The sequence below is a fragment of the Acinetobacter sp. BWR-L5 genome (genome assembly GCF_039655985.1).
In the GTDB taxonomy this organism is placed as follows: Bacteria; Pseudomonadota; Gammaproteobacteria; order Pseudomonadales; family Moraxellaceae; genus Acinetobacter; species Acinetobacter johnsonii.
Genome location: NZ_JAGFEV010000005.1, coordinates 164,118 through 187,771, shown reverse-complemented (window position 1 = coordinate 187,771; position 23,654 = coordinate 164,118). Strand labels below are relative to the sequence as shown.

The 23,654-nt window shown below is 41.1% G+C and carries 18 protein-coding genes; 1 reads left to right on the top strand and 17 read right to left on the bottom strand.

Annotation, left to right across the window (positions count from 1 at the left end):
- Nucleotides 1-28: 28 nt before the first annotated feature.
- The 13 genes from JZ787_RS10740 to JZ787_RS10680 form a co-directional block, all read right to left on the bottom strand.
- The gene (locus JZ787_RS10740) at nt 29-748 is read right to left on the bottom strand and encodes a D-Ala-D-Ala carboxypeptidase family metallohydrolase (RefSeq protein WP_004982106.1); all 720 of its coding nucleotides are present in this window, start codon (nt 746-748) and stop codon (nt 29-31) included.
- 132 nt (nt 749-880) lie between these two features.
- Nucleotides 881-1,204 (bottom strand): ferredoxin FdxA, encoded by a 324-nt coding sequence (fdxA, locus tag JZ787_RS10735; RefSeq protein WP_010327061.1) that lies wholly within the window; start codon nt 1,202-1,204, stop codon nt 881-883.
- A gap of 207 nt (nt 1,205-1,411) precedes the next feature.
- The gene (gene mutS / locus JZ787_RS10730; RefSeq protein ID WP_346312273.1) at nt 1,412-4,045 is read right to left on the bottom strand and encodes a DNA mismatch repair protein MutS; all 2,634 of its coding nucleotides are present in this window, start codon (nt 4,043-4,045) and stop codon (nt 1,412-1,414) included.
- A 251-nt stretch (nt 4,046-4,296) separates the two neighbouring features.
- Complete coding sequence (locus tag JZ787_RS10725) at nt 4,297-6,303, bottom strand: alpha/beta hydrolase (RefSeq protein ID WP_346312272.1); 2,007 nt, start codon at nt 6,301-6,303, stop codon at nt 4,297-4,299.
- A 132-nt stretch (nt 6,304-6,435) separates the two neighbouring features.
- Entirely contained in the window at nt 6,436-7,338 is a 903-nt protein-coding gene (locus tag JZ787_RS10720) for a hypothetical protein (protein ID WP_148825800.1), read from the bottom strand.
- Nucleotides 7,339-7,461: 123 nt separating this feature from the next.
- Nucleotides 7,462-8,271: a serine O-acetyltransferase gene (cysE, locus tag JZ787_RS10715; RefSeq protein WP_004696365.1), complete on the bottom strand. Its 810-nt coding sequence runs from the start codon at nt 8,269-8,271 to the stop codon at nt 7,462-7,464.
- The gene (locus JZ787_RS10710) at nt 8,264-9,112 is read right to left on the bottom strand and encodes an RNA methyltransferase (protein ID WP_168158881.1); all 849 of its coding nucleotides are present in this window, start codon (nt 9,110-9,112) and stop codon (nt 8,264-8,266) included. The genes cysE and JZ787_RS10710 overlap by 8 nt, the downstream gene beginning before the upstream one ends.
- Nucleotides 9,113-9,145: 33 nt before the next feature.
- Nucleotides 9,146-12,715 (bottom strand): DNA polymerase III subunit alpha, encoded by a 3,570-nt coding sequence (gene dnaE / locus JZ787_RS10705; RefSeq protein WP_346312271.1) that lies wholly within the window; start codon nt 12,713-12,715, stop codon nt 9,146-9,148.
- A 193-nt stretch (nt 12,716-12,908) separates the two neighbouring features.
- Entirely contained in the window at nt 12,909-13,427 is a 519-nt protein-coding gene (locus JZ787_RS10700) for a hypothetical protein (protein WP_004982095.1), read from the bottom strand.
- A gap of 93 nt (nt 13,428-13,520) precedes the next feature.
- Nucleotides 13,521-14,216: a methionine ABC transporter permease gene (locus JZ787_RS10695; protein ID WP_004982094.1), complete on the bottom strand. Its 696-nt coding sequence runs from the start codon at nt 14,214-14,216 to the stop codon at nt 13,521-13,523.
- Nucleotides 14,213-15,238, bottom strand: coding sequence for a methionine ABC transporter ATP-binding protein (locus JZ787_RS10690; protein WP_126037103.1), 1,026 nt, complete (start codon nt 15,236-15,238; stop codon nt 14,213-14,215). Before JZ787_RS10690 ends, JZ787_RS10695 begins: the two co-directional genes overlap by 4 nt.
- Before the next feature lie 73 nt (nt 15,239-15,311).
- Nucleotides 15,312-16,184, bottom strand: coding sequence for a MetQ/NlpA family ABC transporter substrate-binding protein (locus tag JZ787_RS10685; RefSeq protein ID WP_159152837.1), 873 nt, complete (start codon nt 16,182-16,184; stop codon nt 15,312-15,314).
- A gap of 611 nt (nt 16,185-16,795) precedes the next feature.
- A complete protein-coding gene (locus JZ787_RS10680) occupies nt 16,796-17,689 on the bottom strand; it encodes a 3-hydroxyacyl-CoA dehydrogenase (RefSeq protein ID WP_168158877.1) in 894 nt (297 codons plus the stop codon).
- Nucleotides 17,690-17,892: 203 nt separating this feature from the next.
- Here JZ787_RS10680 and JZ787_RS10675 point away from each other — a divergent pair, with 203 nt between their 5' ends.
- On the top strand, nt 17,893-18,981 hold the full coding sequence (locus JZ787_RS10675; protein ID WP_234964471.1) for an AraC family transcriptional regulator: 1,089 nt from the start codon (nt 17,893-17,895) through the stop codon (nt 18,979-18,981).
- Nucleotides 18,982-19,020: 39 nt separating this feature from the next.
- Here the strand turns inward: JZ787_RS10675 and purD are convergent, their stop codons facing one another.
- The 4 genes from purD to JZ787_RS10655 all read right to left on the bottom strand — a co-directional run bounded on the left by purD (nt 19,021) and on the right by JZ787_RS10655 (nt 23,647).
- Nucleotides 19,021-20,304: a phosphoribosylamine--glycine ligase gene (gene purD, locus JZ787_RS10670; protein WP_279669888.1), complete on the bottom strand. Its 1,284-nt coding sequence runs from the start codon at nt 20,302-20,304 to the stop codon at nt 19,021-19,023.
- Between the two features lie 128 nt (nt 20,305-20,432).
- Nucleotides 20,433-22,007, bottom strand: coding sequence for a bifunctional phosphoribosylaminoimidazolecarboxamide formyltransferase/IMP cyclohydrolase (gene purH / locus JZ787_RS10665; RefSeq protein WP_346312270.1), 1,575 nt, complete (start codon nt 22,005-22,007; stop codon nt 20,433-20,435).
- Nucleotides 22,008-22,097: 90 nt separating this feature from the next.
- Nucleotides 22,098-22,367, bottom strand: a complete 270-nt coding sequence (fis, locus tag JZ787_RS10660; RefSeq protein ID WP_001086304.1) for a DNA-binding transcriptional regulator Fis — start codon at nt 22,365-22,367, stop codon at nt 22,098-22,100.
- 380 nt (nt 22,368-22,747) lie between these two features.
- The gene (locus tag JZ787_RS10655) at nt 22,748-23,647 is read right to left on the bottom strand and encodes a DUF3426 domain-containing protein (protein ID WP_279688834.1); all 900 of its coding nucleotides are present in this window, start codon (nt 23,645-23,647) and stop codon (nt 22,748-22,750) included.
- Nucleotides 23,648-23,654 lie beyond the last annotated feature (7 nt).

Below are 23,654 nucleotides of genomic sequence, written 5' to 3'. Positions count from 1 at the left end.
CATATTGACCTCTTTTAATTTTTAAAAACTAGTAACTACACATCGAAGAATTGCGACTGAGGTCTGGGCCCCATGTGCGATATCCTTGGGTATCAATGTGAATCTGACCAGAAGCATATAAACCTAAGCCCATGTTCAAGCTCTGACCATGTTGGGTCCAAAATTGGCATAGACGATATTTTGTATTTTCAATATAAGCATAATCTTCGGGTTGCGGGTTTTCAGACCCAATTCGAAAATCGATGGCAGAATTGAATAAGTGGCGGGATGAGTTTGCACCGCCAGCACATTGGTTTAAAGGTAGATCACGATAAACTGAAGTGACTTCAAAATCAGTCAGTACTTTGGCTGCAACTAAATATTTAAATACTTTTAAGGTCGCAATTTGGTTTTTCCAAAGTTCACGGTTCGGGATCATGTATTGTGAACGACCACATTTTTGCCAGTCACGTGCTGTTCTGAGCAGTTCAAAGCTTGGGATGATATTTCCCACGCCATTGCGTTCAAGAAAAACTTCATACTCACGTACGCGTGCTAGCGTGTCACCGACAGACATCCAAGCATTGTAGGTATAAGGAATAATTTTAGGTGGAGCAGGGCGGTCAAAACTAATTTTCTCTTGTGGGATAAAAATACGTTTTCCATCAGGAGTTGTGATGGTCTGGCCTTTGTGGGATGAAGTCGTACAGCCAATCATCACCAAGGGGATTATGCTAACCGCAAATAATCCCTTTAAAAATTTCTTCATTATAGAAATCAAATATTTAAAAAATACGCCTATTATTTTAATCCAAATTTGTGAGGAAAAATTGGAAATATTGCAATCAAATGTGTGTTTTAGGTATAAAAAAAGATCAGCTTATGCTGATCTTTTTCTGGCTTACTTTTCTAAATATTGTAACTTATCTGTTTTACCGTTCCATTCTTCACGGTCAGCAGGTTGGTCACCAATCTGGGTAATGTTCGGCCAAGTTTGTGATAACTCAGCATTTAGTTCAATAAATACTTCTTGACCTTCTGGCAGTTCATCTTCAGAGAAAATTGCATTTGCTGGACATTCAGGTTCACACAGTGCGCAATCGATACATTCATCAGGATTGATCACTAGAAAGTTTGGACCTTCATAGAAACAGTCTACTGGACAAACTTCTACGCAGTCTTGATATTTACATTTAATACAATTTTCAGTGACAACAAAGGTCATGGCGAAGGCTACCTAAAAATATGGTTCTAATAACTAATGTGTATTTTAGGCAAAAACAGCACCAACTAACAATTGCTTTTATTGATATTTGTTATATGCACGGCTGTTAAATTTGATAAAAACTGAACATTCTGCTGAAAATTGCTTTTTACAATAAAAAAGACCGTCATTTTGACGGTCTAGACGGTTTACAAAAATAGAAAACTACTATGAATGTAGCTGATCTTTCAATGCATAAAGCTGCTGTAAGGCTTCACGTGGACTTAAGTTATCGACATCAATGCTCTTGAGTAGTTCAAGTGCGGCAGAAGGCTTCTCAATTTCGACCACACGTTCAATGATTTCAAGTTCAGGTGTTTCTATCGCGGCAAACAAATCATTTTGAACGACTTTAGGTTTTTGCAGTTGTTGCTTCTCTAAAATTTTCAGACGATTTTGTGCTTCTTTGATCACACTGGCAGGAATACCCGCCAATTTTGCTACCTGTAAGCCGTGACTTTGGCTCGCTGGCCCATGTTGGACTTTATGTAACAAAATGAGGTTGCCATTGAGTTCTTTTGCGGTGACATGGTAGTTATCAATAGCAGTTTCTTTGGCTAGCTCGGTTAGTTCAAAGTAATGTGTGGCAAATAAACATAAGCATTTAATGCGTTTGGTTAAGTCAAGTACGCAAGCCCATGCCAAGGATAAACCATCATAGGTACTGGTGCCACGACCAACTTCATCCATCAGAACCAGCGACTGATTGGTTGCATGATGTAGGATTTGCGAGGTCTCAGTCATTTCCACCATAAAGGTCGATTTGCCTGTAGATAGGTCGTCCGCAGAACCAATACGGGTAAAGATTCGATCAATAGGACCTAAGACTGCTGATTGGGCTGGTACATATGAGCCACAATAGGCCAATAGGCTAATTAAAGCCGTTTGACGCATAAAGGTTGATTTACCGCCCATGTTAGGACCCGTAATAATGGCCATGCGGTGGTTAAAATCAAGTGTCGTGTCATTCGGTGTAAATGAGGCTTTGTTCAAAGCCTCAACCACTGGATGACGTCCCGCAATAATTTTAACCCCAATTTCTGGACTATACTCAGGACGTGACCAATTGCGTAAGCGAGCCTGATGTGCGAAGTTGGCTAAGAGGTCGATCTGCGCAATAGCGCTGCTCATCATTTGTAAATGCCCAATCTCGGCGCGCAGTTCATCTAAAAGCATTTCGAACAGCATTTTTTCGCGAGCTAATGCACGGGATTCACTCGAAAGCACTTTGTCTTCAAAGGTTTTTAGCTCAGGGGTGATATAACGCTCAGCATTTTTCAAGGTTTGACGACGAATGTAGTGATCAGGTGCTTGCTCGGCTTGTGCACGGGTCAGTTCAATATAATACCCACTGACACGGTTATAACCAATTTTTAAGGTCGAAATTCCAGTATTTTGACGTTCTTGAATTTCAAGGTCGATCAAGTACTGTCCTGCATGATCGCGGATTTTACGGAGTTCATCCAGTTCATGATCGAAGCCTTCGGCTATTACATTTCCATCCCGTAAAAGCACAGGTGGATGTTCAACGATGGCAGACATTAAACGTTGATGTAAGCCATGGAAATCACCCAATTCCTCATTCAATTGGCTAATGAGTGCAGACTGTTTGCTTTGGATCACGGGTTGAATGGCATGACGTAAATAAGGGATTTGAGCACAGGCTTGGCGCAGTTGCACTAAGTCACGCGGACGGGCACTACCTAAAGCCACCCGACTGAGGACACGTTCAATGTCTCCAATCTCTTTTAATACTAAACGGACTGGCGATTCGTGGTAGCCATCCACAAGACTCTTGGTGGCATCTAAACGTGCGTCTAAGAGCTTGGTGTCACGTAACGGTTGCATCAGTGTACGACTAAGTAAACGTCCACCCATTGCAGTTTGACAGTCATTGATGAGTTGGAATAATGACGTGCCGTGTTCAAACAGAGGCTCAACCAGCTCTAAGTTTCTACGCGTCACAGGATCAAGCGCAATGAAATCACTGCTTTGTTCTAGTTGAATTGAGCGAATATGCGGCAAGGCAGTCTTTTGCGTTTCTTTGGCATAATGAATCAGCGATGCTGCTGCTGCTTTGGCAAGCGGCAAATGATCAATACCGAAACCAGCTAAAGTCGATACAGCAAACTGATCACATAAAGTTTTTTGTGCATTGTTTAAATTAAAGTCGACATTGGGACGGCGTGTTACAGGGCAGTCGAGCAGTTTTTTAATGTGTTCAATGATATTGGGGTCGACAATATTTTCATCGACCAAAATTTCACTTGGCATGAGGCGAGACAGTTCAATACCGAGTTGCTCAAGCTGAAACTCTTGTTGCTGAACTTTGAATAAACCTGCACTCAAATCTAACAATGCAATACCAATTTCATTTTGTTGTACGCAAAGCGCAACAAGGTTTGAACTTTGATGTGCAGTCAGTAAGGCATCGTCAGTCAGCGTACCCGGTGTAATAATCCGGACAACGCCACGTTCAACAGGGGCTTTACCTGTAACCTCACCAATTTGCTCGCAAATGACGACGGTTTCGCCTTTTTTCACCAAGCGAGCAAGGTAGCCTTCAGCTGCATGGTAAGGAACACCTGCCATAGGGATGGGTTCACCATTGACTTTGCCACGATGGGTCAGGGTAATTCCGAGAAGTTTAGCGGCCTTGTGTGCATCTTCAAAAAATAGCTCGTAGAAGTCACCCATACGATAGAACATCAAAGAGTGCGGATGTTGCATTTTGACGCCCATATATTGTTGCATCATGGGAGTGAGGGTGGACAAATCAGTTATGATTCCCGAATTGCTCATGTAGGTGAAATCCTTAAATCTTTGAAAATGCACAATATAAAAATAGACCGAGCGACACCGCTTACCGTGTGTATTTATGCGCTATGAACAGCTATTGTATGAATGGCAATATCTTAGCAAAATTGAAAACGACTAAACAATAAATCATCTATAAAGCGAACAGTTGTTAAACAGCCAAGTGATTATTGCTGTATGCGTTAGCGTAAAGCAAAAATAAAAGAGCCTAAACATCTGTTTAGGCTTTTAAAGATTTAAGGTTTATACAGACCGAGTTCAGTCAGGTGCAACCGCAGGATACGACGTAACTCAAGAACGGCTTCAGGCGTTTCTTGAATAGAATGTCCACCTTTAATAATCTTCTCAGACAATGCACCATCTAGATGGGCACTCGTATAAGGCACGACATCGTCTGTAATGATATTGAGGTCATCACTTTTGGTCGCATTCCCCATGATACTGTGGAATTTCATGCCTTTGTATGGAACGACATTTTTCGTTAATCGAGTGAAGTTAGAGTTCTTGCTGAGATCACTTGGCCCATTTTGAATGAGTCCATTATCGACATCTTTAATGAAGGCTTGTAGGTCAGGGTCACTACTTTGTATAACATCGGTCAGTGCCCCCAAAAACGCACCAGGTAGACGAATAACTTTACGTGCCGCAAGGGTAAACCAGCGGTCAGCAAACTCTGTCCCACGATGTGGCGCTGCCAAGAAAATGGCCCGACTAAAGTTTGGAATCGGTTGAATGTCGAGGCGCGATTTAAACAGAGGGTCATTTTTAAATTGTTGCACACGTCGATTAGGTAGCAGTTTCATTGCCGCAGGGGTTAAGTCAGCATCGCTTACCAAAAGCCGCGCAATAATGCCGCCCATACTATGTCCAACTAACACTGCATCCTTTTTGGCAGGCGCTTTGCTGTCGAGCAAATTAAAACTTTGTTGAATGATTGCATAGATTTGGAAACGACTTTCCAAAATTGGCATATTGGTCGAGTAGAACACTTGCCAGACTTGATAGTGTTCACGTAGCACGGGATCGCCCATGACATCATTCGTCAAACGAATCCATGCCTCTGGACTACTGGCTAGTCCGTGAACGAGCACCACTACTTTTTTATTTGGGTTGTACGGCTCAAGCATGTATAGGTGCGGCATGGTGAGGCGTGCATCACGATCAATCAGGGATAAATACGCGGCCTTGCCTAAGTTGTTTTGTGCCAACCATAAGCCATAAGGTGCAGAAAAGTTTGCAGCAAGAGGGTAACTTTTGCCTGCAATTTTCGCAGATTCAAACTTGTAGGGATCATAAGCTGAGATTTCAAACTCAGGGTTGTTTAAGATCTCATCGATACTGGATGCAGAGCGTGGCTGTGCAGTAATGGTCGCCGCTAAATAACGGGCATTGTGAATGTTGGGATTACGACCATTGGTATACTGATAATGTAGTGGATCGACAATATATTTGGCTTTTTCTGGTGAGGTGTCATTGTGCTCAGGTGGGAGGACAATCAGAAACTCTGAACCAAAACCATCGCGACGTGTGATAGAGCGCAGGCCTGAAAAGTTCATATTGTAAGTTGACATTAGTTGTTCAACTTGACGGTTTTTTAAAAGTGGGTAGTTATCGTAATTTATGCGGTAAATACTTTGTCCCACTTTGATTTGATTGCCGACTTCTGCTGGTCCATGGCGTAGTCCATAACTATGTACAAGTTTAGCGATAGCTTGGTTATAAAAGTCACGGAGTTGGACTTGTCGGTTATCAAAAATACGATCTTGGGGGCCACGTTTGGTGTTAAACATGTATGCATAACTGTAGCGAATACTTTTATCTAACATGCCGAGTTGTTGATCTAGGCAGCTTTGGTAGTTTTGTTTTTGTAGCGCTTTTTTTTCTTCAGACTGGGTCTTGGCTAAAATACTCACTTTACAGGCAGATGATTTTTCTAAGGAAATTGCTTTAGCGAGATACAGTTCGCTGGCAGTAGAGAGAAGTTGTTCATCTTGAATTTGTGGAATTTGTCTGAGTTCGCTGACACATTCTTCAGGTTGCTCTGAACAGATTTTGGCTTCTCGACCTGTCATGGACAGCACGTTTAGACTCGCTTCACTGAGCTTATCCCGCGTTAAAATACTTTCACGCTCATTGGTAATCGTGACGTTCAGTGATTGATTTTTCACACTGACCACTTGGCAACCACTCAAGAGCGAAAATAGAGTGGTTACCATCAAGGTGCTACGGATGTATTTAGGCATAAAAAGCGTCGACTACCGTTTATTCTTTTGAATTTTTTAAATCATACGATAATTCTCGGATTTATCAATTCGCCTAAAATAAAAATAGACCGAAAATTCGGTCTATTTTTAGGTACATCAGAAGTGATAGAATTATTTTGCAGTATTTAGAACTTGCCAAACATTCCAACGACCTTGTTTTTCAATTTCATTAATCAAGCGATCTGCAACTTCGGCTTCTTGTGGATATTTCAGTTTGTAGTTTTTCAAGGTTTGCACCGCATTTTTCTTTTGTTCCATAGCAATGTAGTTATTTGCTGTCGCTAAATAGGCTTCTTGAACACCAGCTTTCATTGCTTTATCGAGGTATGGCATCGCTTCGCGTTGACCACCACCTTCAGACAAAGCAAAACCGAACCAGAAGTTTGCTTCAGGGTCTTCTTGGTTAATTTTTAAAATACGCTGTGCATAAGCTAAAGACTTGGTGGTATAGACTGAACCAAGGTCTAAATTACGTGCCATAACGCTGGCTTTGAATGCACGAACCAGTACATCAAATGAAGCATTGTCTTTCGATGCTAACGTATCAAGCTGTTGTGTCACTTCTTTTAGTTTTAACTCAAAACCTTTACGTTCTTGGCGTTCCGTAAAGCGCGGTGGGTAGTGACGGGCTTTGCCTTCAACCAACTGTAAGAAGTCATCAATTTCAGTAATGTCGACTTCATTGTCGCCTGCCAGTACGGCAAACTTTAATTGACGGTCTTTGCTGTTTATGGTTGGAATAATCAGTTTATTGGTGTCTAAAACCATTTTTTTAGATGGATCGTCAGAGCGAGTCACTTCCATTTTTGTTACAGGCTGAGCCGCTGCTTTTTTTAAGTTAATTTCAAATGGAGGTGGCGCATCATAATTAAATGGATTGAGTGCATAAAATGGTGCAGTTAATTCAGGCTCTGTAAAAACGATGGTATCGTTGTTATTCTTCGTTGGGTTTGAGCTACACGCTGTTAAAAACGAGACAGCAAGAACAGCAACCGCTAAGGGTTTAAGCATCATAAGGTTCTTCCATTCATTATTTTAAGAAGTGGTATAAAAGGCATGTTCGTCAGTCTAAAAAAACTCTGATGAACATGCAAGGTTTGCTATAGGCAGGTTTTCAAAAACTAACACTTTTCATGTTTAGTCGTTAGATGGCAGGCTTTGAGCTTCACATTCGCGGCGTACATCTTCCAAAATTTTCAATTCTTCAGCACTAAAGGGTTGTTCATTTTGTTGTTGCTTTTTAAAAGTTGGATCAAGTAAAGACAAACGTTGGCAAAGGGTATTCATCCGTTTTTCATTCAACTGAATGCGGTCAAGTAGAACACGCATACCTTCAAGAATTGGATCAGACTGGTCTTGCGTTGCAGCATAAGGTTGGAAACCAATACTTTCTGCATAATCGCGACGACGTGTTTCTGCTTCATCTTTCGGTTTATCTTTAGAAATAAAGCGTGCAGGATTACCAACTGCGGTCGTGTCGGCTGGAACAGCTTTGGTGACGACTGCATTTGAGCCGACTTTCGCATTTTTACCGACAGTAAAAGGGCCTAAAATTTTAGCACCAGCACCAACTACCACGCCGTCTTCTAAGGTCGGGTGACGTTTGCCTTTATTCCATGTAGTTCCACCTAAAGTGACACCATGATATAGGGTCACATCGTCGCCAATTTCAGCGGTTTCACCAATCACGACGCCCATGCCATGGTCAATAAAAAAACGACGACCAATTTTAGCACCCGGGTGAATTTCAATACCTGTTGCAAAACGGCTAAAAGAAGACAATAAACGTGCTGAGCCTTTACATTCTTTTTTCCATAACTCATGCGCCATACGGTGCATAATCAAAGCATGAATACCTGGATATGTGGTCAGAACTTCTAAAGTGTTTCGTGCCGCAGGATCGCGCGCGAATACAGCTTGTATATCTTCTTTGAGCTGTTTAAGCATTAGATTGATCCTCTGTTTGATCCGTATTTGACTTTTTCCATGTGCCATTATTTAAAGCTTGTACTCGACTAAAAATACCACGAAGTAAATGATATTCCATACGATCTAATTGTATACGTCCAAAAAGACGACGCAAGCGTAAAGGCAGTAACCGAGGATTTTTTGGATCTAAAAATTCAATCTCGGCCAACATTTTTTCAATGTGCGGGTAGAACTGTTCCATTTGCTCATGTGTGACCAAAGGCTCATCCCACTGCATAGACTCTGTATCTGTTACAGGCATGGTTGCAGCTTCATCTTCAGTGCTTTCCACACTAGCCAGTGTGGCCATACGCATTTCATAACAAATCACTTGAATGGCTTGAGCCACATTTAGTACACCATAGTCTGTATTTACAGGAATGGTGACATGGTAGTTGGCCATGGCTAGTTCTTCGTTGGTTAGCCCGCGGTCTTCACGGCCAAATACAACAGCAACCTCTTGCTGATCATTCACCACTGCTGAAATTGATTTTTCAGCTGCGGGACGTGCGTCTAGCAAAGGCCAAGGAATGGTACGACTACGCGCACTGGTACCAAACACTAAATGGCAGTCTTTGATGGCATCGGCAAGGGTTTCAACGATTTCAATCTGCTCGATTAAATCAGTTGCACCCGCAGCTAAAGCATCTATATCCGGATGTGGATAGGTTTTTGGCGCAACCAACACCAGCTTTGAGAGTCCCATTGTTTTCATGGCGCGCAGTGCACTACCAATGTTCGCAGGGAGTGTGGTATTGACCATGACAATACGCACATGGGAGAGATGCGCTGAAACAGCGGCATTGTCAAATTGGCTCATGATTTTTCCAATGAATCTTTAAAATTTAAATAATTAAGAGAACTGACCGACTTCAGCTTGATATAAGTCCATGGCATCATCCATGCTCATATCCGCAGGGGGCGGTGGTACATCTACAGGTTTGGCTTCTTCATAGCTCACCGCTTTGGCTGCTTTGGATTTGACTTGATATTCCACATGAAGATTTTCTTTACCAAAATAGTCACGGAGTTTGGAAAGTAGTTCATCCAGCGGTGCCACTTTCCAATTGATCCCTAAGTGCAATTCAGCCGTGGCATACGGGTAGTCCAACAGCAATTGCAGCGGAATGTGATTACACATATCGACATTACAAAAGGGTGCAAGTATATTTTTTAAATCTTGACTCTGTGTTTTTGTACTATGTGTTGGGTCGAGACGAATTTGAATACAGTTGGCGCGTTTTTGACGAATTTCATTCAGAGTAAATGCTTTGGTTAAGCGTCCCATTGGACGGTCAAAACCTTCACGCTCGTAAATTTCGCCTTCAATTACCACGACTTTTTCATTTTGAATGATGTCTTTAAAACGCATAAAGCGTTCATGATTCGCAGAGACTTCAATTCGTGAGGTACCATCATCCAACGTCACCATCATTCGGTTCGGGAAGTTAGCTACATCAACCACGAGACCTGCAAAAACCGTAGTAACACCACGACGGGTTGGGGTAAGTTCATTAATTTTATTCGGAATAAACGCTTTCAACTCAGTGCGATAGACATCAATTGGGTGGCCGGTTAAATACAAACCTAGGGTGTCTTTCTCACCTTTGAGACGGACTTCATCTGACCAAGGTTTAACGGGTTTAGCGGGTTTACGTTGTACTTCTTCAACCTCACCAAACAAGTCCATGATGCCTGTTTCACGGTTTGAGCGAGCTTGTTCAGCCGCTTGTACCGCTTCAGGTAATTGCGCCATTAAACTTGAGCGTTCAATGCCGAGACAGTCTAAAGCACCTGATCGAATCAACGCTTCTAAAGTCCGCTTATTAATTTTTTTCAGATCAATACGATGGCAGAAATCAAATAAGTCACGATACGGCCCATCTTGAATACGCGAGTCAATAACCGACTGCATCGCCGCTTCACCGACGCCTTTAATTGCACCGAGCCCATAGACGATCGTTTTGTCGTCCGAAGCATGGAATTGATAGATAGACATATTGACCGAAGGCGGCAATACCTCTATATCGTTGTGTCGACAGTCATCAATCAAGAACACCACGTTATCGGTGTTTTGCATTTCCGATGACATCACCGCTGCTAAGAATTCAGCTGGATAATGCGCTTTGAGCCATGCAGTTTGATAAGCTACAAGGGCATAGGCTGCGGCATGTGATTTGTTAAAACCATAACCTGCGAACTTTTCCATATAGTCAAAGATATGGTTGGCAGTGGCTTCATCAATGTCTTTTTTCGCTGCTCCTTCCGTGAAAATTTGGCGCTGTTTGACCATTTCTTCGGGCTTTTTCTTACCCATCGCACGACGAAGTAAGTCCGCGCCACCCAAGCTATAGCCCGCACAATACTGTGCTGCCTGCATGACCTGTTCTTGGTAAACCATAATGCCGTAAGTCGGCTCAAGTACACCTTCAAGTAGGGGGTGAAGATACTCAAACTCGCCACCATGCATACGGTGGATAAAGTCTGGAATCAGGTCCATCGGACCCGGACGGTAAAGGGATACGAAGGCGATAATTTCTTCAAATTTGCTTGGACGTGCTTCTTTGAGCATTTTTTTCATGCCCACGGATTCAAACTGGAAGACCGCTGTGGTGTTGGCATTGGCAAAGATAAGGTATGCATCTTTGTCATCAAGCGGAATGAACGCAATGTCTAAAGGCACATCTAGCTGAATGCGCTTATTGATATTCTTAACGGCATCTTCAATGACCGTTAAGTTACGTAGACCCAAGAAGTCGAACTTCACTAGACCTGCCGATTCAACATCGTCTTTATCGTACTGCGCAACACGGCCTGTACCATCGGCATCACACAAAACAGCAGAAAAGTCGGTAATCTTGGTCGGGGAAATGACCACGCCACCTGCGTGTTTACCTGTGTTACGGGTAATGCCTTCGAGTTTTAATGCCATTTCCCAAATTTCAGCAGCATCGTCATTGTCTGGGTTGGATGGGTTAGTGACAATGTCTTTAAGTTGTGGCTCTGCTTCAATGGATTCTTCGAGGCTTAAACCTAAAGGTTTGGTCGGAATCATTTTTGAGATTCGGTCTGCCAAACCATAAGATTTACCCAAGACACGTGCCACATCACGAATCGCACCTTTGGCTGCCATGGTGCCGAAAGTGGCAATTTGTGATACTGCATCGCGTCCGTATGTACGCGCCACATAGTCAATCACGCGGTCACGACCAGCAATACAGAAATCGACGTCGAAATCGGGCATTGAAACACGTTCTGGGTTTAAGAAGCGTTCGAACAGCAGCCCATATGGGAGAGGATCGAGATCCGTAATTTTTAAGCTGTAGGCAACAAGTGAACCTGCACCTGAACCACGGCCTGGACCAACGGGAACGCCATTACCTTTGGACCATTGGATGAAGTCCATGACAATCAAGAAGTAGCCCGGGAAACCCATTTTAAGAATGGTACCGATTTCATACTCTAAACGGTCATCATATTCTTTACGTTTTTGAGGCCAGTATTCATCACGCGTTTCAGGTGGATATAAAAAGTCTAAACGTTCTTCTAAACCTACTTTAGATAAATGTGCAAAGTAGGTGTCGATGGTATGGCCTTCAGGAATAGGGTAGTCAGGCAGGAAGTATTTACCTAATTGCAGCGTGACGTTACAACGTTTGGCAATTTGATAAGTATTTTCAATTGCAGAGGGAATGTCTGCAAATAATTCCGCCATTTGTTGGCCAGATTTAAAATATTGCTCTGGAGAGTAATTTTTTGGTCGGCGGTTATCCCCTAATACATAACCATCGGCAATACAGACTCGGGCTTCGTGTGCTTCAAAGTCGATTTCTTTCATGAAGTGCACATCGTTGTGCGCAACTACACCAATATTGTACTTTTTAGCCAGTTTTAAGGCTTCATAGTTGAAGTCATCTTCACCTGAGCGTTCTGTTCGACATAGAGCCAAATAAACCCGATTGCCAAATTTTGCAATCCATTCTTCGAGTAAAGGTTCGGCTTTTTGTGGATTCGATGTACAGAGCATTTTGCCGACATCAGATCGCATGCCAAGTAGTGCAATCAGGTCATGGTTTTGTTCTAAAATCCAGTCTTTTGCAACGCAAGGAATATCAAGCTGTTGACCTCGGATAAAACCTTCTGAAACCAGTTCGGTTAGATTACGCCAGCCAACATTGCTCATCGCCAATAATGTCACGCGATGTTCAGCATCGTTCAAGCGAACTTCTGAACCCATAATCGGTTTGATACCATTATCTAAGCATTTACCATAAAATTTTACAGCAGCGTGTAAGTTAGATAAGTCAGTAATGGCAAGGGCTGGCATACCTTCTGCCTTAGCAGCTTTGACTAAATCAGGTATACGTACAATTGATTCTGTGATTGAAAATTCTGTATGAATACCAAGATGTACAAAGTGCATAAGTGAGTCCCTGCAAAAACCGCTGAATAGTTTAACATGGGAATTTAGATTTCAGTTTGAAAAAGCAGGGAAATGCTTAAGTTTTGATGACTCATCTCATAAATATGCTTTGAGATGAGTTGTGCATATAGCTAGACGACATGCTAAAGCGATTATTGATATCGCCATCATTATAGTGTTGATAAGTTTGGATCTAAGATGCCTTTATTTTATCGAGTTTATTGTTCATCAGTTGAACGAGATATACTGATTCTTCAGCACGAATGAAATTGCCAAGGTCAATCACCTTTGTTCCACGATGAAGTAGAATTTTACCCGGTTGTTGTTTGTTTGGATTGCTATTGACACTCACTTGTGTGATTTCTGAGATAGGGATGATTTTAGATATGCTGATCCCTAGAATAGAGTTTTTCATTTTTAAATGTTGATTTGTGATCTCAATAATTTCTTTTCCAAAGAGCAACCAAAGCCATATTCTGATGAAATTGACAATGATAAATACAAGACCGAGAGCAATGATGATTTGGAAATAGTCACTATAATCTATGGTTGAAAAGTAGTTTTTTGCATCCTCATATAAGCCAATATAGAGTATGAACGAGAGTATTAGGGTGCTAAGGATTAAAACCAGCTTAGGTATAGAAGTTGGAATTGTGATAGACAGACCATTGAAGTCTTGAATTACTGTTGTCTTGCTATTGTTATGATTCATATTATTTTGATTTAAATGGAAATTTAATTAAATTATAAAAGTTTTTGGTAAAAAAAACACCCTGAATTCAGAGTGTTTTTTTATAGGATGAGATTAACGAATTCTCGATAACCAATCCCCGACAGACTGTACAATTTGCACCATGATCAACAGCACAATTACTGTGAGTATCACGACACTGGTGTCAAAACGTTGATAACCATAAGAAATAGCAAGGTCGCCAATACCGCCTGCACCCACTGCACCGGCCATCGCGGTTGCACCAATTAAGCTGATGGTGGCTGTGGTTAAGTTTAAAATCAGTGAACTGCGTGCTTCAGGTAAAATAAACTTAAAGATGATTTGTAGCGGAGTTGCACCCATTGCTTGTGCAGATTCGATAATGCCCTCATTCACTTCAAGTAATGAAGTTTCCACCAAACGACCAATGTATGGTCCGACATAGATGGTGAGCGGAACAATTGCAGCCCACGTGCCAATCGATGTTCCGACGATGAGTTTGGTTAAAGGTAAAACCGCAATCAGCAAAATAATAAAGGGTAGAGAGCGCAGAGCATTCACAATCGGGTTCAGGCTGTGATAAATCGCTTTGTTTGGCAAAATACCATCAGGACGTGTGACCAATAAAATGATGGCCTGAATAAAGCCCCAAATACAGCCAAATAGCATTGCAAAAAACACCATATGAAATGTTTCTTGCAAAGCAGTAATAAACTGATCAATTGATAAAGAGCTTTTCCAAAAAGGTGCTGTGATTTGAGTTAACCACTGGACAATTAAATCTCTCATGCCAGCTCTCCTGATTGTTCAACAGCCACACCATGTTGTTTTAAAAACTCAACCGCTTCAGCGATCAGGCTTTCATCGCCCAAGAGTTGAACAAACATTTGCCCAATCACATTGCCATCAATTTCAATCATATTGGCAAACAGGATATTGAGACTAATATCAAACTGTTTAATTAAGTTTTGAATTACGGTTTCGTGTGCAGAGTTACCCAGGAATTGTAAGCGGTAAATACTGTGATGGTGCTTATGTTCGAGGTTATTCAGAAGCTTAATCGGTAGTTGTTGATGCAAAATCGTTTGAATAAAATTCTGTGTCGTTGCATGTTGCGGACGACTAAACAGGTCCACTGTTTTTCCAGTTTCAACCACTTTACCGAGTTCCATTACGGCTACATGTGAGCAGATGCTTTGGATCACATCCATTTCATGTGTCACCATGACGATGGTAATGCCTTGCTCTTGATTGATTTTTTTGAGCAAGTCCAAGACAGACTTGGTGGTTTGTGGGTCTAGTGCAGAAGTCGCTTCGTCACAAAGTAATATTTTAGGATGGTTGGCAAGCGCACGTGCAATACCGACACGTTGTTTTTGACCACCCGAGAGCTCGTCTGGATAAGCTTCTTTTTTGTGTTTGAGATCAATAAACTCAAGTAGCTCATTCAAACGTTTTTCACGTTCAGCTTTGCTATAACCTAAAAGTTTCATGGGCATTTCAATATTGGCTGCAACGGTTTTGGTTTGCAGTAAATTAAAATGCTGGAAAATCATGCCAATATTTGCACGTTCTTGACGTAATGCTTTTGCATCTAATGCAGTAAAGTCTTTTTGATTGATAATCACTTGGCCTTGAGTTGGGCGTTCAAGTAAATTGATCAAACGAATGAGGGTACTTTTACCTGCACCACTATAGCCAATAACGCCAAAAATACTGCCTTCTGGAATGTCCAAATTGATTTGGTCCAGTGCAGGAATGGTTTGGCCCTTCAACTGATAGTGCTTTGAAATGTTTTTAAATTGAATCATATCGTCAAAAACTACACAAAAATGAAAAAACAGGCAAAGAGACTTTGCCTGTTTCGTTGATTTGATTATATTACTATTTAGCTTGAGTAAGGTAGCTTACTGGCTTGTTCACATCAATTTTTGTGCCGCCAAAATGTTCTTGAACATATTTGCCTACTGCAGCGACATGGTAAAGCTCACCGACTTTTTTCAGTACAGGGTCGTTTTGACGCGCTTCAGCCACCGCAAGAACGTTTACGTTCATTTTTGTGGTTTGATCGATTGGTTCATAGTAAATCGCATCTTTCAATACGTTTAGACCACCTTCCATTGCAAGGGTATTACCCAAAACAATGGCATCAACTTCGTCTTTCACACGTACAGCCGTTGCCATTTGAATAGGCTTGATGACGAGAGCTTTGTTGTTTTCAACGATGTCTTTCGAAGTGCCTTTCACGAAGTCAAAGTCATTTTTTAACTTCACTAGACCCGCAGATTGTAATAATAACAATGCACGTGATTCGTTCGCACCATCATTTGGAATCGCAATCGTTGCACCATTTTTAAATTCAGCCAGTGTTTTGACTTTGCTTGAATAGATGCCCATTGGCTCTAGGTAGGTCGTTGAAAGAGGGGCAATCTTCGCTGTGTTCGCTTCGTTATATGCTACAAGGTAAGCATAAGATTGGAATGCGTTTACATCGACTTCATTGTTTGCAACAGCAGTGTTCATTGCAACATAGTCAGTGAAGTTCTTAATGTCTAACTTTAAGCCAGCTGCTTTAGTTTCTGGCAAAGTTGCAATGTGGCGCCAAATATCAGCATCAGAACCAGTCGATGCGATGGTTACTGTTTGCTCAGCTGCTGCAGTATCCGTTTTAGCCGCATCTGTTGCAGGTGCTTCAGGTTTGCTACAACCGGTCAAAGCAACAGATAAACCCAGCGCAATTCCTAGAATTTTTTTCATTTTTTCTTCCCGAGTAAGCATCTAAATGAGGCTTAACTTAGCTGAACAATAGAGAGATCAATTGATTTTAAATCAGGTATGCCTGATTTGATGCATCTGACTGTAATGTGAGTTTTGCAAGTGTGCAATTCGATATCAGTCGAATATAGGCGTTCACTTTGAAAAAGATTAATTTTTTCAACTCACTAGAAACATCTCTGCTCAATCGTTAAATTTTGCACATCATACCAACAAACTAATATTCGATATAGAGCATAAAAGTTCAATACTTATCTTATTTAAAGATTAGGATTCTGTAAGTTGTGTGTAATTTTATAATGAAAACAATATATTATTTTTAATTAATTTGTTTAAAAATAATAATTTGCATAAATTTTATGCTTTATAAGATTTTATCCAAACTAAATACAAAAAATAGATAAAAGGGGTAAATGGCAATATGCTTGTTTTATATTTCTTATCTGAATTAGGTATTACATCATTATGCATTAAGAAATTTGTTTGACTATTCTTCGCAGCATTTTAACTTGAAAATAAGATACACACTCGATCCGAATGAAGACATTAGATTGAGTGTGTATCGTACCAATTTAACTCAGCTAATGAATTAATTATGATTTTAGAAAATCTTCAGATGCATAAGTCGGGTTTGGATAGCTGTAGAAGCCCTTACCAGCAAACATACCTAAATGGCCTGGTTTAATAAACTCAGCATCTAATTTCTCCATAAGTGGAGTCATATTTGGGTTGGTTTCTGCATTTAATTTTGCGACGTTGTAAACTGTGTTAATACCAATGATGTCTAAGATCGCGAATGGGCCCAACGGTGAGCCAAAAGATTTCATCCAAGCGCGATCAATCATTTCATGATCTGAAACTTCTTTCACCCAAAGCTCGGTTGCTGAAATTAAAAATGGAACCAACATAGAGTTCAGAAGGTGACCTGGTTGTTCTTTGTAAATTGGTAAAGCCATCATGCCAATTGCTTTAGCAAACTCAACTACATCATCGAATACTTTTTTGTCAGTTCCAGCATGGCCCATAATTTCTGCCATGTTAAAAGTCCAGATTTTATTAGAAAAATGAAGTGCTAAAAATTTTTCTGGACGACCAGTAAGATCCTTGAAATGGCTTGGTAGCATTGTAGATGTATTGGTTGCAAATACGGTTTTTTCAGGAGCTACTAGGCTGAGTTGTTTATAAAACTCAGTTTTAATATTCGCATCTTCAGGCACGGCTTCAACTAATAAATCCGCATCTTTTACTGCTTCTGCAAGGTTAGAATGATAGCTCAAATTATTGAAAGTATTGTCTAGTTGTTCTTGAGTCGCATTAAGGTCTTGTTTATAGCATTCGCATAATTCATAAAATTTAGCTTTGGCTTTAGCAAGTACTTCATCATTGATGTCATAAACTGATACTTTGAAGCCATGAAATGCTGTTTGAAAAGCAATTTGATAGCCTAATACGCCACTACCTGCAACTGTTACATTCTTGAAATTCATTCGATTTTCCTTGTTTTATCCTTGGTGAAAAATGCAGTTTTCATATCCATGTGCTACATTTAGTCGCATCATCTTGTTGTGTGTTTGATGTGCAAAATTTATGAACAAATAAATTGCTCATGGGGCTATTCTGCCGTGGCTTTTTTATGCTAACTTGACGGAATGAGTCAATTTTTTGACGGATTGAGACAAGGATTGTTGGAATGAATCAGGATGATTCAAGCGAAGTTGAATACCCAAAAAATATCCATGATGATATGGTGCATAGTTCAGGGCTACGTGGTTATTTAGAAGTAATGCAACAACTAGGCGTTGACCCAATGCCGTTGCTGATCAAGCATGGGATTCAACTTGCGCAATTACAAGATGACAATGCATGGATTTCACATACCGCACTGATCCAACTTCTTGAAGAAAGTGCGCAACACGCCAAGTCTGCGGATTTAGGTTTGCGTATTTCCCAGTATCAGGACATTGGTATTTTAGGTGTACTGGGGCTGATCTTACAAAGTGCATCGACACTTCATGAGGTGATTAAATACAGTTCAGATTTGCTATTTTTGCATGGCTCTGCTTTACGCTTATATATCAATGACCGTGCTCGTACAGATATTTTTGAGCCCAACTCGAATATTGTTGAACTTATTTTTGATATTCAGCTACATGACGCTACACGTATTTTGAGTAAACGACAAACCATGGATATGGGGCTCGCTGTGTGCCATCGGGTTCTTCGTTATTTAAGTGGCGAACGTTATCAGCCACTGAGAGTTGCACTGCCACATAGTCCAGTTGCTCCCTTAAATGTGTATAAACGATTTTTTCATGCGGAAGTCATGATCGATCAACAACATGCAGCTTTGTATTTCCATAAAGATATGTTGAATATTACTTTAGACAGCATAGATCATGGCTTACGGGAAATTGTAGACAGTTATCTGGAGCGGAGTTTTCGCAGTCATCAAGGTTCATTTAGCGATCGTGTTCGACATGCGATTCGTATTCATTTATCGGGCCCAAAAGCAAATAAAACTGATATTGCAAATATGCTTGCGATGCATCCTCGAAGCTTACAACGTAAATTGGATGAAGAGGGAACTAGCTTTGAGCAGATTCGAGATAAACTCAGACAACAGCTGTTATTGCAATATTTAGCAGACTCAAAAGCGTCGATGAGTCAAATCGCTTCTGTACTGGGTTTTTCCGAGCAGTCAGCATTAAGCCGTGCTTGTAAAAATTGGTTTGGTGTAACACCGAGACAGCTAAAAAAGCTTCGCAGCGGTTTGCAATAAAAAACCCGCATTTAGCGGGTTTTTAAAGTATGAGTGTTTTTAAGCATTTTCACGCGCAATAGCACGATAACCAATATCTGTACGATATTGCATACCCGTAAATGTAACTTGACCACAAACTTCTAAAGCATTGACTTGCGCTTCAAGTACGGTATCGCCAAGAGCTGTGACACATAAAACACGACCACCTGCAGTCAAGATGTGACCGTCGGCACTCATTGTTGTGCCTGCATGGAAGATTTTTGTGTTTTCAGGAGATTGGCCAAGACCAGAGATGACGTCACCTTGACGAACGGTTTCTGGGTAGCCTTCTGCTGCAAGAACAATACCAATTGATTTGCGTTCATCCCATTCAGCTTCTGCTGGAAGATTACCTGCAATACCAGCTTCAACCAGATCGACCAATGATGATTTTAAACGCATCATAATCGGTTGTGTTTCAGGATCACCAAAACGACAGTTAAATTCGATTACACGAGGTTGACCTTGTTCATCAATCATGAGGCCTGCATATAAGAAGCCTGTGTAAACATGACCATCTTTTTTCATGCCTTCCACAGTTGGACGCATAATTTCAGTCATTGCACGATTAAATACTTCAGCTGTAACCACTGGAGCAGGAGAGTAAGCACCCATACCGCCCGTGTTTGGACCTTGGTCGCCTTCAAAGATACGTTTGTGATCTTGTGAAGTTGCCATTGGTAAGATGTTGTCGCCATCAATCATACAAATGAAAGATGCTTCTTCACCTGCAAGGAACTGTTCAATCACAACACGTGAACCGGCATCACCAAACTTGTTGCCCGCCAACATGTCATCAATCGCATCAAAAGCTTCTTGATTGGTCATAGCTACAATCACGCCTTTACCCGCAGCAAGACCATCGGCCTTGATCACGATTGGCGCGCCATTTTTTTCAACAAATGCTTTCGCTGCATCGACTTCAGTAAATACATCGTAGAACGCAGTAGGAATGTTGTGGCGTTTTAAGAAGTGCTTAGCAAAAGCTTTTGAGCCTTCTAGCTGGGCAGCAAATTGAGTTGGGCCCCAAATTTGAAGCTCTGCCGCGCGACAAGCATCAACTACACCATTTACAAGCGGTGCTTCTGGACCCACAATAATCAAATCTACTGCATTATTTTTTGCAAAGTCGATAATTGCAGCATTATCTAAAATGTTGAGTGCAACATTTTCACATTTGTTTTCTGTTGCAGTTCCTGCATTACCTGGTGCAACAAAAACTTTTGCAACTTTTTCATCTTGCGCGATTTTCCATGCCAACGCATGTTCACGACCGCCATTACCCAAAACTAAAATGTTCATCGGTTCATACTCCATGAATCGAAATGACATAAAGTCCTCAGCCTAAGAAGGAGAGGACTTTATGTAAGATTTAGAAATCTGTTTTAAACCACATGTATGACTTTGTCATTACGGTCTGCATCTATCACTTAGTGACGGAAGTGACGCATGCCCGTGAAGACCATTGCAATACCAGCTTCATCAGCTGCTGCAATAGTTTCTTCATCACGCATAGAACCACCCGGCTGGATAATACATTTAATGCCTGCTTTCGCTGCATTATCAATACCATCGCGGAATGGGAAGAATGCATCAGACGCCATTACAGCACCTTCAACCACTAAGCCTGCATGTTCCGCTTTAATTGCAGCAATACGCGCTGAGTTAACACGGCTCATTTGACCTGCGCCTACACCAATGGTTTGACGACCTTTAGCATAAACAATGGCATTTGATTTTACGTATTTCGCAACTTTCCATGCAAAGATCAAATCATCAATCTCAGCATCCGTTGGTGCACGTTTAGTCACAACTTTAAGATCATCTTTGGTGATCATGCCTAAGTCTTGGTCTTGAACCAATAAACCGCCATTGACGCGTTTATAGTCCAATTGTGGCGCACGCTCATCAAGTGCAGGTAATTCACCACACACGAGAACACGAACATTTTTCTTCGCACCAGTGACTTCAAGTACGCCTTCAGCAATGCTTGGTGCAATGATGACTTCAACAAACTGACGGTCAACAATTGATTGTGCAGTTGCAACGTCTAATTCACGGTTGAATGCAATGATGCCGCCAAAAGCTGATTCAGGATCTGTTGCATAAGCCAAGTCATATGCTGCTTGAATACCATCTAAAGACAGAGCAACGCCACATGGGTTTGCGTGTTTAACGATGACACAAGCCGGTTTGGCAAATGATTTCACACATTCAAGTGCGGCATCTGTGTCTGCAATGTTGTTATAAGAAAGTTCTTTACCTTGAAGTTGTTTCGCTGTTGAAACAGAGGCTTCAGTTGCTGTGCTTTCGACATAGAATGCTGCTGACTGATGCGGGTTTTCACCATAACGCAAGTCTTGAGCTTTATTTAACTGTGTATTGAACGTACGAGCAAACTTGTCTGCTTGACCTTCTTCTTTGCCTACGCGAGCGCCTAGGTAAGAAGCAATCATGCCATCATACTGTGCTGTATGTTCAAATGCTTTAACGGCTAAGTCAAAACGAGTTTCGTAAGACAAAGCACCATTTGCTTTTAGCTCAGCAACAACAGTGTCGTAGTCTGTAGCATTGACCACAATACCGACAGAAGCATGGTTTTTCGCAGCAGCACGCACCATGGTTGGGCCGCCGATGTCGATATTTTCAATCGCATCTGCAAGTGAGCAGTTCGGTTTAGCGACAGTTGCAGCAAATGGATAAAGATTCACAACCACAAGATCGATCGCATCAATATTGTGTTCAGCCATCACAGCTTCGTCTAGACCGCGACGAGCTAAGATACCACCATGAATTTTCGGGTGTAGCGTTTTTACACGACCATCCATCATTTCTGGGAAACCAGTATGCTCTGAAACTTCAACTACAGCGATATTGTTGTCTTTTAACAACTTATATGTACCGCCAGTAGATAAAATTTCTACCCCTAGAGCAACAAGGTTTTGAGCGAACTCAACAATGCCAGTTTTATCGGAAACAGAGATTAAAGCGCGTTTAATGGTCATGATCTTCGTCACAGTTATCAAGAATTAAAACAAAAAGCCAAAAATAGCAGGTAAAAAAAATGCCCGCGGAAGCCGCAAGCATTTTATCATTTATTCACTCATTAAACCGTGAGCTTTCAACTTTTTACGTAAAGTTCCACGGTTAAGTCCTAGAATCTCCGCAGCACGTGTTTGGTTACCGCGGGTATATTCTAAAACTACAGATAGAAGAGGTTTCTCCATTTCTGCCAGCACCATGTCGTAGACCTGAGATGGTTGCTCGCCTTGCAGTTGTGCAAAATAGTGGCGAACTGCGCGATCTACGTGAATACGAAGAGCGACATCAGACTGTGCAGTAAAAATAGGAGATTTGCTATTCATGCGAAGTAATCCGAAAAATCTAAATATCACTTGGGTAAAGTGACATATATAAAGTGGTCTAAAATTAAAATGAACTTCGTTTTAGATCCTAAAACGAGTAGTTCTAAAACTGTACATTTAGCATGCCACAATATCGCTAAGTTGGTCGAAATATAAGCGTAACAATAGTTAAATATTTGTTACCGACCTTTTTTAAACAAAAAAATCTGCTCAATACGCGATATTGGGATAACGCGTATTTTTGCTGAAGTTCTATTTGTATTAAAAGACTGAGGAGATTGCAGCACTAAGCTTTCGTGGCGCGTATCATACCATTGTCTAAGAAAAAGTGAGCAAGAAAACTGCATTTTTTTTCACTTTTTTTACATTTTTTTTAAATTTTAGGGCTGGACTATTTCTAAACTGTAATGATTGAAGCTTTTACGGCTGACTGGCAGGCTAAATTTGAATTTGAACGGACTATTTTTAGGAATTCGTTTAATTCCAACCAGACTATCAATCAAATATTCATTTGCATGTAGTTGATAGGTTGAATCGACTTCACCATCCACTTTTAAAATGACCTTAAGATCTGGTAGCGGAAGACTGGTATCATGATAGTTGATCAGTTCACCTGAAAATTGAGTTTTCTGTGCCTCTATACGTTTTACTTTTAATTTATTAATGCTGATTAGGCTGTAGCGTTCTTGTAGGCTGCTACAGTTCAGTACAAGACAAATTTTATTATAGGTTGCGCCTAGTGCGGGGCTGTTATTGAGAATATGTGGGTTAAACCATAAGTATTGGAAACACAATAGCGCCAATAAGCTGAAGTTAACCACACCCCAAAGCATATAGTACATCGGGCTTTTTTGCGGTTTCGCTGGATTGTTGTCTGCCAAATTCATGGCAGGATAGTTACCAATCGGGTCGGTACTAAAATAGTTTAAATTGTTTAAATAGGTTTTGAGGTCAATGTTGGAGTGCTCAACTTTCAGATTGAAAATATCAAGCAAATTTGATGTCGACATTGAAAGCGCAGCAGATTGTGATAAATCAAAATGAATGCTGTCTACACGAGGAGAGGAAAATGCTGAATTTGAAGACATGCTCATGTCATTCTGATTCGACGATCTTTCCTCACCTGTGTCAAAAGTATGACCCGTGGTTAAATGCGAGAGCGCATTAAAGGTCATCGAACACTTTGGGCAACAAACCATACCTTGCGCAACAGTGAGTTGTGCAACACTTACTTTGTAGATGGTTAGGCATTTAGGGCAAGAGGTTTGTTTGTCGCTCATAGTGTAT